The sequence below is a fragment of the Psychromonas sp. SR45-3 genome (genome assembly GCF_014163575.1).
Taxonomy (GTDB): Bacteria; Pseudomonadota; Gammaproteobacteria; order Enterobacterales; family Psychromonadaceae; genus Psychromonas; species Psychromonas arctica.
Genome location: NZ_JACJDP010000014.1, coordinates 63249 through 81104, shown reverse-complemented (window position 1 = coordinate 81104; position 17856 = coordinate 63249). Strand labels below are relative to the sequence as shown.

Sequence of the window (17856 nt, the reverse complement as noted above, 5' to 3'; positions counted from 1 at the left end):
TAACTTGGGAGTGGTGTTACGTCATCTATTTTTTCCTAAAAAACAGGCTGTTATTTTTGCGATAAAAGGTGTTATTGCGATGGCGATGGCTTTAACGATTGCGATGGCGCTGAACCTTGATCGCCCTTACTGGGCATTAGTTTCGGCTATTTTTTTACAGTTACGCCCAGAAAGTGGTCTGGTGATCGAAAAAGCACTTTGCCAAATAATAGGTACCATTGTCGGAGGGTTATTTGGCATCTTGCTATTAAGTCAGTTGATGTCATATCCCTATTTAGCACTGGGCGCATTGGCTATTTGGCTAGGCTTAAACTCAGCTTTATCTGCAATGGTGCGGCAAGCTAACTTTGTTTATGCCTTTGCGATGGCGGCAGTAACGGCTGAAATTATTGTACTTTTAGTGATGGTGAGTCCGACGACCGTTAGTAGCCAAGGCGTATTCGACGTGGCACAGGCGCGTATGAGTGAAATCATTATCGGCTCTCTTTGTGCAGGGATTGTCAGCCATCTATTCTGGCCAGTAAAAATAAAAAATTCGCTACAAATCCAAGCTAGGTCGGTGATCAACCAAACCTTAAATTATTTAGTGGCTGAGCTAGACACCAAAGGGACACATGAAAAACGTCATACACAAATTGATGGCGTGATGGCGACCTTAGGCTTGATAAATGAAGATTCCAGTGCCGTACGTTACGAAGGGCCAAAAGGGCCAGGGCGCTCAAGAGCGGCAAATCAATTAGCGCAAAAAGTATTGTCGTTACTGGCTTTAATTCAAATATTTGGTCGTCTGCAACGTAATCATTCTGAACTAATTACTGCTGATTTAGCACAATTATTTAACCGATTAAAACAGGTACTAGCCAGTATTGCAGCATCTGATAACTATGCGTTTTGCGCTGAGGAAGTTAAAGCCTTTCGAAGGGAACTGACAGAATGGCGAGTCAATAATACCTTTGAAGCTCCTTTTGAATCGCATATGTTTAATGTCGCCTTAGATATAACAGGGGATTTAACCATTTTATTGCGTGCCTATAAAGCACTACAGGAACGTGATAAAACCTTGTTGAATGCGCCAAGTATGTTGACTTACCGGGATCCGTTAGCAGGCATCATTGTTGGCTTTAGAACTTTATTAGTGTTTGTGATTGGCGCATGTATTTGGATAAGTACAGGTTCATCGGCTGCATTGATGATCATGATTTTGCCCGTCATATTCTCTATTATGTTAGCGCGAATACCTTTGGCTATTTTACGTGTAGTTATAAAACGCTTGCTAATTGGGGTCGTGGCAGCTTCTGTGGTAACTATCTTTTACGCTCTTAATTTACTCGCGCAAAGCGGCGGGCAATTAGAGGTATTATTATTAGTGTTAGCTGGACCTTACTTTTTAGGCCTGTTGCTAATTGCTGAACGTGAAACACTGCCCTATGGTTTAGGATTTTGCATTCCATTTTCAATTTTAGTTCGCCCCAGCACTGACATGAGCTTGGCTTTTACCATTGATTATACATTAAGTGCAGCGATGGCTATTTTTGTTGGTGTTAGTATTTTGTTTTGGATTTTTCACTTATTTACAGGGCCTAGCATTCAGCTATTAGTTAGCCGAGTTTTTAAAGCGACTCATAAAGACTTAATGAATATAGATAATCAGAAAATGCCTGCTATTTGGTACAACCGTCGAATGGCAGATAGATTGTTAAGGTTAATTAATTACGATCAAGGTTCTCATTCTCGTGCCATTACCGATCTCGCTTTAACTGGACTTAACTTAGGGCATGCATTGGTTCGAGTGCAATCAATATGTGAAAACTTAGTAGGCAAAAAATTAAAGTACCTTAAAAAATGGCAATACAAATTAGCTGATGCTTTTTTATTAGCGAGCCAAGGTAAGTGTAACGACGATTTTAAACAAGCTTCTGATTTATTGTACCAAGAGCTTGTATCTGAAGGGCGTGACTCGGCTCAAATAGATGCTATTCAAGGCATGTTTATACGTATTAACCTCACCTTAGAAAGAAGCGCCAGTAAAATAAAGTAGTGCCGAGATTCAGCCGTTTATTTATCGGTTATTAGCCATAAAATTTATGCGAAATGATAAAGTAAATCATTCTCGCTGCTTGTACAAAATAATGATTAATGGGCAGTCAGAGTGTTGAGATAAAACGGTATCAGATTGCAGGTATCATTTTTAAGTGAGTAATGCGACAAAGAGACAGTATTCAAAATGTGGGGGACTCAAAAATACAAAATTACCCGAAGGTTGAATTTAATCATCTCAAATAATTAGTGGTAGAAAATGAGGGTGGTATTTAATCAACAATTAGCCTCCATATTAACTAATCGATTTTGCGGCATTAAAGCGAACATGACGTGCCATTAATGAACTGATTTGACAAGCCTACCTTGCTTTGAAATAGTCACCGTATTATTTTATTTCATTCTCTGCATTGCCATGTTTTGATTCGGGTTATTAAGAGTGCATTACACCTTATGGTGCATTTTATAACGATAATTATAATAACAACTATGGCTTCAATTATGACTTCAATTATAGCGACAAGGATTACTGATTTATGAACAAAACCATTGAGACGATGTTAAACCATCGTTCGATTCGCCAATATACGCAACAGCCAATACAGAAAAGCCAACTCGACAGTATTATTCAAGCTGGATTAGCCGCTTCTTCTTCGAGTATGCTACAGGTTGTCTCTATCATTAGGGTAACGGATAAAAGTAAACGTAAATTGCTAGCGGAGTATGCAGGTAATCAACCCTATGTTGAAAATGCGCCTGAATTTTTAGTATTTTGTATTGACTATCAACGTCATGCGGCGATTAATCCTGATGTACAAGCTGACTTTACTGAGCTTACGCTTATTGGTGCAGTGGATTGTGGCATCATGGCTCAAAACTGTTTATTAGCCGCTGAATCATTAGGGTTAGGTGGTGTATATATTGGTGGGTTACGTAATCAAATACAGTTGGTGGATGAATTGCTTGAATTACCTCAAAATACATCGGTATTATTTGGCATGTGTTTAGGTTACCCAGCCCAAGACCCTGAAATTAAGCCGCGTTTACCGGCTCATGTAATTATGCATGAAAATAAATATCAGCCACTGAATATGGGCGATATTAAAGATTATGATCAGGTGATACATGATTATTATGCAAGCCGTTCGAGTAACCAAAAACAGAGTACTTGGTCTGAGCAAGTGACGGGGCAATTATCAAAAGAATCTCGTCCACATATCCTGCCATATTTGAATAAAAAAGGGCTTACAAAACGCTAGATTTAGCATCGTTGTTTCTCGCTTGCTATTTATGGTTGTGAGTTACGTAATGGGTGACGCTATTACGTAAAAGAAGAAAAAGAGCCTATTGAGTTAAATAGGCTCTTTCATTGATCACTTTAAATGGCATTTTTTCTGTGTATAAATGTCCCTCCAATACCCAATGCAGTGCAGCTATTGATTTCTGCATTTTGAAGTGTGTGATGTGTTCATGGAGTTGCGCCGCAAACAGAGTGAGTTCTTCAGTGGCATGGGCAATTTATAAATTCATCCTGATTACTCGATTGTTTAGATTGTTTGCCTTTTAAGCATAAAAACTAATCCTAACTATTACCAACGAGGCATTTAGCCGTTAGGCAAGTGTCGATAGCTCTGACACTTGATATATATTTATTTTTTATTATGTTGATTTAGCATGTGTTTTTTATTGGCACCTTAAATGCTTTATTTAAAATAAGGCCGTTTATATAAAACGATTTTATTTTATTCATAACGTCAATGATGACATGGAGTCAATATGAAAAATATAATTAAAAATTGTACTGTGTTTACTGCTCTTTGCTGCCTTGCTTCTGGCGCTCAAGCAATCATTACTAGTGGTTCCGTAACTTCTGGTGTTGGAAATTTTGTTGAGCTTAATGTTCCTTTTAACCAATCCACTCCGAGTAATACTGTAGGTAATAATACTTTCAATAATAATAATCTTTATGCATTTAACGAAGGTCAAAATATTACTCTGGGTACAAACTTATCGGTAGATGATATAGGAGGAGGCCTTGCAGGAACGTTATCAGCAGGGACAACGGTTGCTAGTCACTATGTATTCTTTGATCCTAATAAAAGCAGGTCACAAGTTGGATTTGTAAATTTTGATGCTGATATTCTTGCACTCATTACGAGTACGATCAACTTAAATGGCAGTGACTTTTTATTGAATAATACGGTCACTTATCTTAATCCGACCCTACGTGGTCTTGAAAATAGTGACAGTGCAACATTCATAGGTTCAACGGTGAACGTTGATTGGACAGCAAGTACCCCTGGTGATTATATTCGAGTCTTAACAAAATACTCGGCAGGAGCTAATGTACCTGAGCCTGAAACGCTTCTTCTGTTAGGATTGGGTTTGGTAGGTTTTGGACTTAGTAGAAACCGTCGTAAATTACGTTAACTACTATCGTAAATTTCATTATGGATATGTAATTAACCTCATTTAGCGATAAGTATCGTTTCTTATAAAGACCTTTCTATCTGTTAGGTCTTTTTCAATTAGAAAAATAAATTCAAGGAAACTATTCATCTTTTTAGTTCTTTTGGTGGCCGCCAATATAACGAGAACCAACTAAATAAGAATGGTTGTTGACGACGACGTGAAGCGACCACAAAATACTTGGTCTGAGAAAGTGACGGGCCAATTATCAAAAGAATCTCGTCCTACAGTTATTTTATTCTGGATTTTTACTGTTAGGGGGAATTTATTCTGTACAATTATCGAATAAGCATAAGGATCATATTTATAATATGGAGCTGTAATTTGAAAGAATCTGATTGGAAAGTATTCAAATCTATTAAAGAGATTGCTATTGAAAAATATTGCAACTTGGTCTTAGAAGCATCACAAACGCTAATATCGAAGCAAGATGAAAGTGCACATAACAAGTATTTGTTGATCTATAAGTTGTTGCAAAATAGAGATGAGAAGATGGCTGTATTATTTGATGGACATAGCCGTTCAAGGGCTTGGTCACAGTTGCTTGCTATTCGTTCAGAAGGGCTCGCTGACCAGACGTTATTAACAGAACTATCTGATGAGTTTCGTGAAGCAACAGATCCCTCACGAAAGAGTTTTTAACAAGTTAAGCTTTAAAATTTACAGTGCTGATTTGCTTATATCGAGTTGAGGTTGATGAATAACTTGAACATATCATTTATTTGGAATTTACTATGCTGAATAATATTAATCTTGCCGATATTCGCTCATTTGTACTTATTGCACAGTTGGGCAACTTTACTAAAGCTGCTGAAGCATTGGGTGTTTCTCGTTCTCATGTGTCACGTCAAATAAGTGCATTGGAGAATAAAATATCGGTTAAATTACTGACACGAACTACGCGTACGCTTAAGTTGACCCTTGCCGGTGAGCAATTATTTAAACAATGTGAAAGTGCATTGCAAAATATTGATCAGGCACTTATTGCGGCGGTAGACGATACACAACAAACTCGTGGCCTTATTCGCATCAATTGCGTCGGAGGATACATTGGTGAAGAAATTGTTACTCGGTATATCAGCGAGTTTATGGTGTTATATCCGCAAATAAAAGTTGAACTAGATTTTAGTAGCCATCGTGTTGATTTAATCAATGATGAGTTTGATATCGCGTTTAGAATGGGGGATATTGAGGATCTGGGATTTGTTGCCAAAAAACTCATGGATATTCATATTGTCACGCTGGCAAGTCCTGCATACATAAAAAATTATGGTAGCCCGAGCCACCCACAAGAACTTATGTTGCATCGCTGTTTAACGGGGTCGGTTAAGCGTTGGAGTTTTAACCGCGTAGCAAATCCAGAGCAACATTGTGATATCAACATCACAGGGCAGTTAATTTGTAAAAATGGTCATGCACTGTTGCAGGGAGCATTGGCAGGCTCTGGTATTATTAGAGTACCTAAAATGTATTGTGAGGCGGAAATAGAAAAGGGCACACTTATTGAGTTATTACCGGAGTGGCATATACCAGTGGTTGCATTTTCAGCTATTTACCATAGTGACAAATATCGCCCTAAGCGCTTACGTGAATTTATCGATTTTATAAAAAACCGTTTCGAGCAACACCTTCAATGATTCTACTTTCAGTAACTCTACCTTCAGTAGCTCTACCTTCAGTAATTCTAACTTCAGCAAGCCCATCTGCTATATACCCGTAACACCTTCATTTATTCGGTTAGAATCCGTTCCCCTCATTGCTTGATGGTTTTTGCTGCTGAATGAATAATGAATAATGAATAATGAATATAGGCTTAAAAACGAACACAATTTTTCTCTATCATGGGTTTATTGTTGCCATATAACAACAGTATTTTAACTTCAGCCATATATATCAACACAGATTCGTTTTTTATAATGCCTTCATTGCAGCAAACTAGCTGCACAGGTTTAAAAAATAATGGAGTTGAATATGAAAAAATTAATAGTGATCACTGGCGCGAGTTCTGGTATTGGCGAAGCGATTGCACGTCGTCTAAGTAACAGTGGCCATCCATTATTATTATTGGCACGTCGGATTGAGCGTATACAAGCACTTAACTTACCTAATACTCTATGCGAACAAGTAGATGTGACTGATAAAGCATCATTTACCGCTGCGATCACTAAAGCAGAAGCGACTTACGGCGCAACTGATTGTATAGTGAATAATGCAGGTGTCATGTTATTGAGTGAGCTTGATGTACAGAATCCAGAAGAATGGAAAACCATGTTTGATGTTAACGTGATTGGCCTGATGAACGGTATGCAAGCGGTATTAGCACCTATGAAAGCGCGTAAAACCGGAACCATTATTAATATTAGCTCGGTAGCTGGTCGTAAAACTTTCCCTAATCATGCTGCTTACTGTGGTTCTAAATTTGCGGTACACGCTATCACTGAAAATGTACGTGAAGAAGTGGCAAGCAGTAATGTGCGAGTATGTACTATTGCCCCTGGTGCGGTAGAAACTGAGCTACTTTCACACACAACATCGAACGATATTGTAAGCGGCTATCAAGCATGGAAAGAGGAGATGGGAGGGGTATTAATGCCTGATGATATTGCCCAAGCGGTTGAGTATGTTTATGCACAACCTCAACAAGTGTGCGTAAGAGAAGTGGTACTTGCTCCGACGATGCAGCAACCATAATAAAGAGATACTGAGTTAAATAGAATACAAAGCGGGTTATTTAATGGGTGGCTCGCTTTATATTGGAAAAGCCTAATACATCAAATATCTTGTTAGTTCTCAAGGTTACCTCTCACGTTATACTGAGAACATGTCCACGGCATTGCTTATAAATTTAGGCTTATTAATTGGGGTTATTAAATTATGGCCGGTTAATTTTTGCATCTAAATGATAACGGATATTATTGGCTTGTTATTCATTACTGGCTTGCACAGTCAAGTCTTTAACTCTTATTAGATATTCAAGCATACAATACACATTTCAGTTAACTTGTTAAGTGATTAGTAGTCTCTGAAGGTTGCTTTCATATTTTATTCACATTAAAATTGACGTCGATTACAGGTTTTATTGTCTCAGGTCATGGTAAATCATTTTTTCACAAAGAGTACCTGTAATACGAAGTCAAACAGGGAATGTTAGTTCACTCTCTGCCCACCCCCGAAATATTTTAAATAAGGCAATGTAATATGCTAAAACGTATTGTTTATGGCGTATCTGGCGCAGTAATTATTGGACTTGGTTTATTCAGCTTTTATGCTTGGAACCCTTCTATTGATCCAATAACCCCCCCAGTTAAGAGTGATTATTCCCAACAAGTTATTGAACAAGGCAAAGTACTTGCAGCTGCCGGTTATTGCAGTACATGCCATACACCCGCTGGTGGTAAACCTTACGCAGGTAACTACGAAATGCACACCGAGTTTGGTACGATTTATTCTAGTAATATCACTCCAGATGTTGAAACAGGTATTGGTAGCTGGTCTGAAGAAGCTTTTAATCGTGCTATGCGCAGCGGTGTGAGCCGTGATGGGCACCATTTATTACCCGCGTTTCCTTTTGAGCACTTTAATAAAATGACCGACGAGGATATTCGTGCTATTTACGCTTATATCATGACGTCAGTGCCAGCTGTTAACCAAGTTAAAAAAGAAAATGGTATTCCATTTCCGCTTAATATTCGTTGGTTACAAGCAGGTTGGAAGTTGTTATTTGCAGATACACAGTCATTCCAAACTAATGATAATAAATCTGAGCAATGGAATCGCGGTGCTTATTTGGCTGAAGGTATTGCCCATTGTGGTGCCTGTCATACGCCACGTAATGCGTTGGGTGGTGAAAAATACGACCAAATGTATCAAGGTGCGGATATTGATGGCTGGATAGCTCCTTCATTAACGGCAACAAGCACTTCTCCTATCCCTTGGCGTGCGGAAGATTTTTATGAATACTTAACCACGGGTAATTCTCCATATCATGGCAGTGCTGCAGGTCCAATGGCACCGGTCATGCACAAAGGTTTATCGGCATTACCAGAGCATGATGTGCAAGCGATTAGTTTGTATTTTGCTGATCATAGCGGCGCGAATGAAAGTGATGACCCTGCTGCTAATGCTAATTTACAAGCAGCGATAAAAGCACAACATACACAAGCAGACCTACGTATTGACGAAGGCGCTAGATTATATGCAACGGCTTGCCAAGCTTGCCATTACAGCAGTGACGAACTAGTCAAAGGTCGTCCATTATTAACACTAGGGTCAGCGACTCACCTTGAACAACCAACCAATTTGGTTAATGTAATATTGGATGGTGTGCGCAGTGACCAAGGTATTAGTGGCGTTGTTATGCCTGGATTCCGTGATGCATTAAGTGATCAAGATATTAGTGCAATCGTTGCCTACTTACGTCAATCGGCAGGTCAAAAGCCTTGGCCTGAATTGCAACAAAAAGTAACTGAAATCCGCAATCAACCCCGATTTGAGCAATAATTCACAGGAGAAGTGACAATGGCAAAATTTATTTTAAACGGCGAGTCGATGACAGCCGATGTAGAAAGTGATACTCCTTTACTGTGGGTTATTCGTGACGAACTTAATATGACTGGTACTAAATTTGGTTGTGGTATCGGTACCTGTGGCGCTTGTACTGTGCATGTAGGTGGACGTGCTACACGTTCATGTATTACGCCGGTTTCGTCAGTGGAAGGTGCTGAAATAACAACGATTGAAGGATTGTCAGAAAAAGACGACCACCCATTACAAGTTTCATGGAAAAACTTACAAGTGCCACAATGTGGTTACTGTCAGTCAGGTCAAATCATGCAGGCCGCAGCACTATTAAAAGATATTCCTAAACCGACAGATAAAGATATTGATGCGGTAATGGGCGGTAACTTATGCCGCTGTATGACTTATGTACGTATCCGTAGTGCCATTCATGAAGCTGCAAATGCTATTGAAATTAAAGGAGTGCAATCATGAGTAGATTACCTAAACGTGGTTCACCGGGCATTACCCGTCGTGGTTTTTTAATTGGTATGACAGCTGTGGGTATCAGCTTTGGTTTCCCACGTCATTTGATGGCTGCGATGGACCCAGCTAGTGCAGACGGTAAAGTATTACCTAGTGAAGGTGATATTTATGAGCCGTCATTGTGGTATTCAATTGATACTGCCGGCAAGATTAAAGTGAATATTATGCGCTCAGAAATGGGCCAACATGTGGGTACGGCTATCGCGCGTATTCTTGCTGATGAGCTAGAAGCTGATTGGAATGATGTTGAAATTATTCATGTTGATAGTGATCCTCGTTGGGGTTACATGGTTACGGGGGGGAGTTGGTCTATTTCACAAAGTTGGCCTGTTTACCGTCAAGCGGGTGCCGCGGGGCGTACGGCTTTAATTGAAGCTGCGGCTAAAAAGTGGGGCATTTCAACAAAAGATTGTGAAGCTAAAAACGGTAAGATCATCTCTAGTAAAGGTGAGTTATCCTTCGGTGAGTTAGTTACCTTAGGACTGACACGCAAGTTTACTGAAGAAGAGTTAAAAACCTTACCCCTTAAACCGAATCAAGATCTTAAATTAGTTGGCCAACAAGTAACGTCGCTTGATGTTGCCAATAAAACCAACGGTAAAACAATCTATGGTATCGACGCTAAAGTTGATGGCATGGTGTATGCGAACCCTATTTTACCGCCGACTCGTTATGGCGCTAAAGTAGTTAGTTTTGATGATTCAGCTGCAAAAGCTGTCAAAGGTTATCAAAAAACCATCGTATTAGAAGATGCAAGTGGCAGCGTACCGGGATGGTTGATGGTGATTGCGAGCAGTTTTATTGGCGCGCAAAAAGCCTCAAAACTGGTTAAAGTCACATGGGATGCAGGTAAAACAACTGATGTGTCTGAAGCTGACATAATAGAGCATGGTAAAAAACTACTAAGCGACTCAAGCAAAGGTGGTATTTTAGATACAGGTAATGTTAAAACGGAACCTGCATTTGAAAGTGCGAGCAGCACGATTTCTCAAGAATATATTACTAGCACCGTCTTACATGCGCAGATGGAACCTTTGAATGCTTTGGTATTTAAAAATTCAGATGGCATATGGGAAGTACATTCTGGTTGCCAGTGGCAGTCCCTTACTTTACCAGTATTAGCCACTGCATTAGGTGAAGATGTCGCTAATATTGTGATTCGTACTTATATGTTAGGTGGTGGTTTTGGCCGTCGACTAAATGGTGATTACACTATTCCTGCGGCATTAACTTCTAAAGCATTGGGTGGTAAGCCGGTTAAAATGGTGTTGATGCGTCCACAAGATATGCAATTTGATAGCGCGCGTTCAGCATCAGTTCAACAATTAAAAATGGCCTTTAATGATAAAAAAGCAGTAACTGCGATGGAACATCACGCAACAGCAGGTTGGCCGACACAGGTATTAGCACCTGGTTTTATGCCTAAAGGTGTTAATGGCGAGGTTTATGACCCGTTTGCCATTGCTGGTGCTGATCACTGGTATAGCGTTGGCGCACAAAAAGTACGTGCCGTCTCTAACGACCTTGCGATGGCGACTTTTAGACCAGGCTGGTTACGTTCAGTTGGACCGGGTTGGACAGGTTGGGCAGTGGAAAGCTTTATGGATGAAGCGGCGCATCATGCCGGTAAAGATCCCGTACAGTTCCGCCTTGATATGCTGATTGCAGAAGGTCGAAATGCAGGTACTACACCAGTTGCAGAAGGTGGTGCAGCACGTCAAGCAGCGGTATTGAAAAAAGCGGCAGAAATGATTGGTTGGGGTACTGAGCAAGCTGAAGATACAGGGCTTGGTATTGCTTCTACTTTTGGTCAAGAGCGCGATATGCCTACATGGGTATCCTGTGCAGTGCAAGTTCATGTCGATAAAAGCAATGGCCTGGTTAATGTACAGAAATTAGTTGTTGCGATTGATGCTGGTATTATTGTCGATCCAAATGGTGCAGAAGCACAATGTCAGGGGGCTGCATTATGGGGCTTATCGATGGCATTGTATGAAGGGACTGAGCTACTTAATGGACAGTATAAAGATTCTAACTTTGATACTTATACACCTTTACGTTTAGGCCAAACGCCTGACGTTCAAGTTGAGTTTATTGCCAGTAAAATGCCTCCTTCTGGATTAGGTGAGCCAGCAGTAACTGCGGTTGCACCTGCGATTGCTAATGCAATTTATCAAGCAGTGGGGGTGCGTTTACGTAAAATCCCAATGAGACCAAGTGAGTTAAAAAGTGCTTTAGCAAAAGCTTAAGTTATACCAACTTCGCTAACTAACTGATCAATCGTACTGGTTAAAAGGAACTATTTTCGCGTTAAAATTTTTGTAATGGGGGCAACCATTTACGCCAAATTTTACCTTAAACTTGCTCCTTTTTCCTGCGTAATATTTGATCATTAAATTAAGGAATTGGTATTAATATAATCGCTTGTCACATTAAAAATGCCCGATTGATTCGGGCTTTTTTATCTCTTTTATACTTACTACCCATTTCGCTTATTTTAACTCTCTAACTCTCTAACTTTCTAATTTCTGCTGTTGCCATTGTTGAAGATCATCTTGCGTGTCGATATCGTTAATAGCGTTGGGTAACGCTAAGCAAGTTAACTGCTTCTGTTGTGCTAATTGTTGCAGAACAGGCTTAGCACCTTGGTCGCCTTTAAGCTGTGTTAACGCGTCAAATTGTTCACTGGTGAAGATAGCAGGAACCCCTAACTGACCTTGGTATGATGCACAAACATTGCTTTGTTCTGTTAACCAATGCTCCGCTAACGTTATATAGTCTGTGTAAGTCACTCCAATATGGTCACCAAGTGCTAATAACAAGCCACTAGCATTAGCAGAACGCGCGGCTTTAACACCGACTTTAACCGATGTTGATAAACCGTCAAGGCTGTTATCGTTGATCCTATAAGCGCAAGATGTTGGCAGCAATTGACTCAACTCACTGTGGTGAGTCCCTAATATAACGACAACATTGTTGCTTATATGCTTTGAGGTTAAATAGTCTGCAACATGGCTTAACTTATCTAGACTGTGCAATAACAAGGGTTGCTTCACTAACAGTCCATCAGCATTTAAATCTGTAATGGATTGCGCTAATTTAATGCCGTTAAATCGACTACTCTTGCCCGCCGCTAACAACACTAAAGTTAATGTTCTTGGTGCAGCCTTAAGCTCCTCTATTGTATTCACTGTTGTCGTATCCACAGGTTGCCTTATAGTTCTGCTTATTACTGGGCTTATATTTAAAAGACTGCACACTGTTTATTTATTAACAGTCGTCATTTAAGCAATGAAATTTATCGTCAGAATGATGGCTATGATTTTATTTGTTGCGTTTTTTTATGAAAAACCGCATGACACTCGGCTAAGATACTTAGGGCAATAGACTCAGGCAGTTCCCCACCAATATCAAACCCAGCGGGTGCAGAAAAGAAACCTTTAAAATCATCCAAGGTAATATTAGCTTTACTAAAAACCTGATCGCGACGATGGTGCGGGCCAAGCAGTGCGATATAAGCTTGGTTGCTTTGACTAATGAGTTTTAATGCTAATGCATCCAAGGTCAAATTGTGTTGCATGACCACAACAGCATCAATATTTAACAACTTCTCATTATCTAATTGAGCGATGGGATGCTTAATAATATGGACATCGGGAAAATGATGTTGATGTGCATAACTAGACCGTTCATCAAATACTGTGACTTTCCAGCCTAATTGTATGGCCATCATTGCCAGCGGTTGCGCATCTAAACCACCGCCGAAAATAGCGAGGTGGAAACGTGTTCGGCAAGGGATTTGAAGCATTGTTAATGCTGCTGATTGACTCGGGTTACTGTAAGTGCTTTTACTAAAATCATAGTCAGCTGTATTGCTAATTGGCAGCACATTCGCAACGATAGATGACGCTTGAGTACCTGATTCAACTAACGGTAAGTGGTACTCACAATTAGTTGAGGTTAATTGCTCCTTTAACCTCTGTAAATGTAGATAATTATTCTCAGCGGTGACCGGTATTAATAATAAATCGACAATACCCCCACAACCCAGTTGATAGCTTGCATCTGATTCATCACTAGCATCATAGGTGATATTAATCGCTTGATCTTGCTGAATAGCACGCTGTGCATGGCGCAGTAAATCGCCTTCTAAACAACCACCGCTGACTAATCCAATACTTTTTCCTAACCAATGAAATAACATCATTGCACCGGTTTTACGATAAGAAGAGCCTTGGATTTTGGTAATAACTGCCAGTACCCATTTATCATTTGGGAATCTGCTCCACTGCGCTAATAAATCTTCAATATGATGTGACATTTATTTCCTGTTTTATTTTGCCGTGCTCTGGTTTCTAAAATACATACGACTAAAAAATGTTGAAGACAATTTTAAGCTTTAACGTTTTTATATCAAGGTTATTTAAAGAGTAAAGTCGGTATATAAGGTCGGTATGTAATAAATAACCTCAGTTCTGGATAAGCAAAGCGATACAACACCGCTATTTTCGCGGGTTTCTTCGTTAAATTATCTCTCAATAACCAGTTATTGCTTCAATAATTCGCCTTGAACTCCGCGCCTTGAACTACGCAAATCTAGCAGCACTGTATAGCCAAAAAAATAATTTTATGATTTGGAATATAATTCCGCTTTCATTAATCAGAATTGAGGTTAAGTAGTGTTGAATGGCTTGTTAAGTTATTTAGAGCGTTGCTTATTCCGAACTGAGGTTATTTAAAAAGGTTAAACCTAGGTTTATTCAGGTTGAGCGGATCCTGACCGTAACGTTAACCTTTTTAGCAGTTAGCTTTAAGTTATTTGCTTTTAGCTTGCTTGTAATTGTTTCTGCTGGGAGCGCTCTTTTACTTCTTTTCTGGCTTCTGAACGCTTTTCTTTACGTTTTAGGGCTGCGGCAAAGCGTTCGCGCTCTCTATCTGTTTCACAAATGATCTGTGGAATTTGACGCGGTTTTCCTTCCGGATCTAAAGAAACAAAGGTCAGGTAAGCGGATGCAGTATGGCGAACTTCACCTGTTAATACAGACTCCGCTTCAATGCGAGCGCCAATTTCCATCGAAGTTGAGCCAACAAAATTAACACTAGTTTTAATTCTAAGAATATCACCTACATATACCGGAGAGTGGAAGTCTAGACGATCCAACGAGACGGTTACGGCATTACCGCCAGTATGACGCATTCCTACCATACAAGCGGTGTTATCCACTAACTTCATGATTGAGCCACCGTGAACATTGCCTGCAATATTGGCATCAACATCCATCATCTGCTGAACAACAGTTATAGTGCTGAATGCAACTGTTTTAGGTTCCATATTATCTTCGATGTAAGCATCTGTGGGTCTAACTTGTTTTCTATCAATCGTTTTTACAGCTTTCATTGTTTTTCCTGATTTAAGGCCAGTATTGAAAAATCCTACTAAGGTAATAAAAAATAACCACCTAGTAAGATCTGCGTCACATTTTTAAGCATTGTTCCAGTATAAATATTTTTCAACGGAATTGTTAATTATTTGTTGCAAAATTTCTTTTCGTAACAGGTTAGGAGAAGAGAGCGAAGAAGATGATGGATAAGGTAAAGTAAGTTTTGCTGATACAGCATTTATTCACCCACGGTATGGAAGGGGCTTTACAGAATTGGCAGCGTTTGTTTGTAAAGTATAGAGATAAAAAAACCGAGCGATAATGGCTCGGTTTATTGATGCTAGCTTTAAAGTTTGTTGTCGTTTTAAAGCTAGTTGTATTTAAATCTAGTTACCGCTTTAAAAGCAATCGCAGTTATCGTTCACCAATAGGTAAAACGGTACGACCATACTGTTCGTTGATCACTTCTGCCATTGCAAGGTAGATCGCACTTAAACCACAAATAATGCCTTCATAACCAGCAATACGGCCTATTAACTCAGAACCTGTGAAATCACGGATAGCTAATAGGAAGAATAAAACCGTTAAGCTACCAAAGATAAATTGTAAAACACGGTTACCACGTAAAGTACCTACAAACATAAAAGCAGTAAACATGCCCCACATTACTAAGTACCAAGCCATAAATGCATGCGGTGTTGCTTGTGTTACGCCTTCATTACCTAATTGAGGAAATAATAGAAGTGCGACTAAGCTGATCCAGAAAAAACCGTATGATGTGAAAGCGGTTAATCCAAAAGTATTACCTTTTTTGAACTCTAAAATACCCGCGATGATCTGTGCAATACCACCGTAACATAAACCCATTGCTAGGATCATGGCACTGATTGGAAAGAAACCAGCATTGTGAATATTTAGTAAAACTGTTGTCATGCCAAAGCCCATTAGGCCTAATGGGGCAGGATTAGCGTAATTAATTGATTGTGACACTTCATGTACCTTTTTGTATAATTTGTAAGAAATTGGGATCGCGCGCACGATAACATGCTCGACTTTTTTGTAAAGGAATATGTGAAAGTTTGGCCTAGCACTTGTTTTACGTCAATTTAAGGGCGTTAATGCGTAATTTTGGTATGTTTTTAGAAAATAAAAACGGAATTATTATATTGTACAACTTAAAAAATTGATGCAGAGTAAAGGTTTGCATTAATTTTTTAATTTATTCTCCAAAATAGGTACAATAAATAATGAATCCAACTACCAATAATGAATATTAGCAATGACAGCACCTACTCTCTCGATTAGAAACCTACATAAATCCTTCGCGGATAATCAAGTATTAAAAGGTATTGACTTAGAAGCTCATCAAGGTGATGTGATCTCTATTCTTGGTGCATCTGGCTCTGGAAAAAGTACGTTATTACGTTGTGTTAATTTACTCGAAACCCCGACGTCAGGGGATATTTTGGTTAATGGTGAATTAATTAAAATGAAGATGGATAAAAAGCGTGGTGCTATTCCCGCATCCATCAAACAAGTTGAACGTATTCGCAGTCGTTTAGCGATGGTTTTCCAAAGTTTTAATCTTTGGTCGCATTTGTCGGTAATTGATAATGTCATCGAAGCGCCTGTGCATGTACTTGGGGTGCCTAAAAAAGAAGCCATTGTAAAAGCAGAAGCTTTATTACAACGTGTTGGCTTATACGAACGTAAAGATTATTACCCTGGACAGCTTTCTGGTGGGCAACAACAGCGTGTTGCTATTGCGCGTGCGTTAGCTGTTGAACCAGAAGTAATGTTATTTGATGAACCGACCTCTGCACTTGATCCTGAATTAGTCGGTGAAGTGTTAACTGTTATGCGTGATTTAGCCGAAGAAGGTCGCACCATGTTGGTGGTAACACATGAAATGGCTTTTGCACGAGACGTATCAAATAAAGTATTATTTTTACACCAAGGCTTGGTGGAAGAACAAGGGAAGCCTGAAGATATTTTTCAGAATCCTACATCGGAACGTTTTAAGCAGTTTATCTCTACTGTTTATTAAATGAGTATACCAACCGTTTTATTAAACGGATAATATTGTAAATCAATTCAGTAAAAATTTTTAAAACAGCTATCTATCATAATATAAGGAAATACAATGAAAAAAATTAGCCTACTAATCGCATTATTTGCTTTTGCATTTAATTCGGCACAAGCAAAAGAATGGAAAGAAATACGTATCGGTGTTGAAGGTGCATACCCTCCATTTAGTAAAACAGAAGAAGACGGGAGTGTAAGTGGATTTGATATCGATATCGCGAATGCGTTATGTGATGAATTAGGTGCTAAATGTACGCTAGTAAAACAAGATTGGGATGGCATTATTCCAGCGCTTAAAGCGCGTAAATTTGACGCAATTATTGCGACAATGGATATTACTGAAGAGCGTTTGAAGCAAGTGGCTTTCACTAATAAATACCAACACATTCCAGCACGTTTTGCAGCCGTTAAAGGGGCTGAATTTGAAGCGACTGAAGCGTTCATGAAAGGTAAAAACATTGGTGTTCAACGTGCAACAACAATGGATTTATACATCTCTGATAACTTTCCTTCTGCAAAAATCAAACGTTACGGTACATTTGACGAAGCATACCTAGATTTAAAAGCGGGCCGCCTTGACTATGTTATCGCTGACTCTGCTTCTATTTCTGAAGGTTTATTAGCAAAGAAAGGTGGCGACAAGTTTGAGTTTGTTGGTCCTAAACTAAATGATCCTAAATGGTTTGGTTACGGTGCAGGTATTGCCGTGCGTAAACAAAATAAAGATTTAGTTGAGCAATTAAACAAAGCGATTGCGGCAATTCGTGCTAACGGTACTTACAAAACGATTCAAGATAAATACTTCTCTTTTGATGTATACGGTCAAGAATAAACGTTATCA

At 39.3% G+C, this 17856-nt stretch carries 15 protein-coding genes; 11 read left to right on the top strand and 4 right to left on the bottom strand.

The window, feature by feature from the left end; genetic code table 11:
* The first annotated feature begins 4 nt into the window (after positions 1 to 4).
* The 9 genes from H5084_RS09790 (at position 5) to H5084_RS09750 (ending at position 11798) form a co-directional block, all read left to right on the top strand.
* A complete protein-coding gene (locus H5084_RS09790) occupies positions 5 to 2038 on the top strand; it encodes an FUSC family protein (protein ID WP_182690332.1) in 2034 nt (677 codons plus the stop codon).
* Positions 2039 to 2573: 535 nt separating this feature from the next.
* A complete protein-coding gene (gene nfsA / locus H5084_RS09785; protein ID WP_182690331.1) occupies positions 2574 to 3296 on the top strand; it encodes an oxygen-insensitive NADPH nitroreductase in 723 nt (240 codons plus the stop codon).
* A gap of 517 nt (positions 3297 to 3813) precedes the next feature.
* On the top strand, positions 3814 to 4467 hold the full coding sequence (locus H5084_RS09780) for a PEP-CTERM sorting domain-containing protein (RefSeq protein ID WP_182690330.1): 654 nt from the start codon (positions 3814 to 3816) through the stop codon (positions 4465 to 4467).
* Between the two features lie 363 nt (positions 4468 to 4830).
* Positions 4831 to 5148, top strand: coding sequence for a hypothetical protein (locus H5084_RS09775; RefSeq protein ID WP_182690329.1), 318 nt, complete (start codon positions 4831 to 4833; stop codon positions 5146 to 5148).
* Between the two features lie 92 nt (positions 5149 to 5240).
* Complete coding sequence (locus H5084_RS09770; RefSeq protein WP_028868236.1) at positions 5241 to 6143, top strand: LysR family transcriptional regulator; 903 nt, start codon at positions 5241 to 5243, stop codon at positions 6141 to 6143.
* A gap of 334 nt (positions 6144 to 6477) precedes the next feature.
* Positions 6478 to 7197 (top strand): SDR family oxidoreductase, encoded by a 720-nt coding sequence (locus H5084_RS09765; RefSeq protein ID WP_182690328.1) that lies wholly within the window; start codon positions 6478 to 6480, stop codon positions 7195 to 7197.
* Between the two features lie 507 nt (positions 7198 to 7704).
* The gene (locus H5084_RS09760; RefSeq protein ID WP_182690327.1) at positions 7705 to 9006 is read left to right on the top strand and encodes a cytochrome c; all 1302 of its coding nucleotides are present in this window, start codon (positions 7705 to 7707) and stop codon (positions 9004 to 9006) included.
* An 18-nt stretch (positions 9007 to 9024) separates the two neighbouring features.
* On the top strand, positions 9025 to 9498 hold the full coding sequence (locus H5084_RS09755; RefSeq protein ID WP_028868239.1) for a (2Fe-2S)-binding protein: 474 nt from the start codon (positions 9025 to 9027) through the stop codon (positions 9496 to 9498).
* A complete protein-coding gene (locus H5084_RS09750) occupies positions 9495 to 11798 on the top strand; it encodes a molybdopterin cofactor-binding domain-containing protein (protein ID WP_182690326.1) in 2304 nt (767 codons plus the stop codon). Before H5084_RS09755 ends, H5084_RS09750 begins: the two co-directional genes overlap by 4 nt.
* Before the next feature lie 264 nt (positions 11799 to 12062).
* Here H5084_RS09750 and H5084_RS09745 read toward each other — a convergent pair whose 3' ends face one another.
* The 4 genes from H5084_RS09745 to H5084_RS09730 form a co-directional block, all read right to left on the bottom strand.
* Positions 12063 to 12755 carry a nucleotidyltransferase family protein gene (locus tag H5084_RS09745; protein WP_182690325.1) on the bottom strand — a complete coding sequence of 231 codons (693 nt, stop codon included), beginning with the start codon at positions 12753 to 12755 and terminating at the stop codon, positions 12063 to 12065.
* A gap of 110 nt (positions 12756 to 12865) precedes the next feature.
* On the bottom strand, positions 12866 to 13870 hold the full coding sequence (locus H5084_RS09740; RefSeq protein ID WP_182690324.1) for an XdhC family protein: 1005 nt from the start codon (positions 13868 to 13870) through the stop codon (positions 12866 to 12868).
* Positions 13871 to 14374: 504 nt separating this feature from the next.
* Positions 14375 to 14947: an acyl-CoA thioesterase gene (locus H5084_RS09735; protein ID WP_211235641.1), complete on the bottom strand. Its 573-nt coding sequence runs from the start codon at positions 14945 to 14947 to the stop codon at positions 14375 to 14377.
* 397 nt (positions 14948 to 15344) lie between these two features.
* Complete coding sequence (locus H5084_RS09730) at positions 15345 to 15920, bottom strand: acetate uptake transporter (protein ID WP_028868244.1); 576 nt, start codon at positions 15918 to 15920, stop codon at positions 15345 to 15347.
* 289 nt (positions 15921 to 16209) lie between these two features.
* Between H5084_RS09730 and H5084_RS09725 the strand changes: the two genes are divergently transcribed.
* Together H5084_RS09725 and H5084_RS09720 are read left to right on the top strand one after the other, a co-directional pair.
* A complete protein-coding gene (locus H5084_RS09725) occupies positions 16210 to 16977 on the top strand; it encodes an ABC transporter ATP-binding protein (RefSeq protein WP_182690323.1) in 768 nt (255 codons plus the stop codon).
* Between the two features lie 96 nt (positions 16978 to 17073).
* Positions 17074 to 17847 (top strand): ABC transporter substrate-binding protein, encoded by a 774-nt coding sequence (locus H5084_RS09720; protein ID WP_028868246.1) that lies wholly within the window; start codon positions 17074 to 17076, stop codon positions 17845 to 17847.
* Positions 17848 to 17856 lie beyond the last annotated feature (9 nt).

What these genes read in the sequence shown, in the direction of transcription:
- nfsA (WP_182690331.1), top strand. Translation starts at nt 2,574, where the DNA reads ATGAACAAAACCATTGAGACGATGTTAAACCATCGTTCGATTCGCCAA.
- H5084_RS09780 (WP_182690330.1), top strand. Translation starts at nt 3,814, where the DNA reads ATGAAAAATATAATTAAAAATTGTACTGTGTTTACTGCTCTTTGCTGC.
- H5084_RS09770 (WP_028868236.1), top strand. Translation starts at nt 5,241, where the DNA reads ATGCTGAATAATATTAATCTTGCCGATATTCGCTCATTTGTACTTATT.
- H5084_RS09765 (WP_182690328.1), top strand. Translation starts at nt 6,478, where the DNA reads ATGAAAAAATTAATAGTGATCACTGGCGCGAGTTCTGGTATTGGCGAA.
- H5084_RS09760 (WP_182690327.1), top strand. Translation starts at nt 7,705, where the DNA reads ATGCTAAAACGTATTGTTTATGGCGTATCTGGCGCAGTAATTATTGGA.
- H5084_RS09755 (WP_028868239.1), top strand. Translation starts at nt 9,025, where the DNA reads ATGGCAAAATTTATTTTAAACGGCGAGTCGATGACAGCCGATGTAGAA.
- H5084_RS09750 (WP_182690326.1), top strand. Translation starts at nt 9,495, where the DNA reads ATGAGTAGATTACCTAAACGTGGTTCACCGGGCATTACCCGTCGTGGT.
- H5084_RS09740 (WP_182690324.1), bottom strand. Translation starts at nt 13,870, where the DNA reads ATGTCACATCATATTGAAGATTTATTAGCGCAGTGGAGCAGATTCCCA.
- H5084_RS09735 (WP_211235641.1), bottom strand. Translation starts at nt 14,947, where the DNA reads ATGAAAGCTGTAAAAACGATTGATAGAAAACAAGTTAGACCCACAGAT.
- H5084_RS09725 (WP_182690323.1), top strand. Translation starts at nt 16,210, where the DNA reads ATGACAGCACCTACTCTCTCGATTAGAAACCTACATAAATCCTTCGCG.
- H5084_RS09720 (WP_028868246.1), top strand. Translation starts at nt 17,074, where the DNA reads ATGAAAAAAATTAGCCTACTAATCGCATTATTTGCTTTTGCATTTAAT.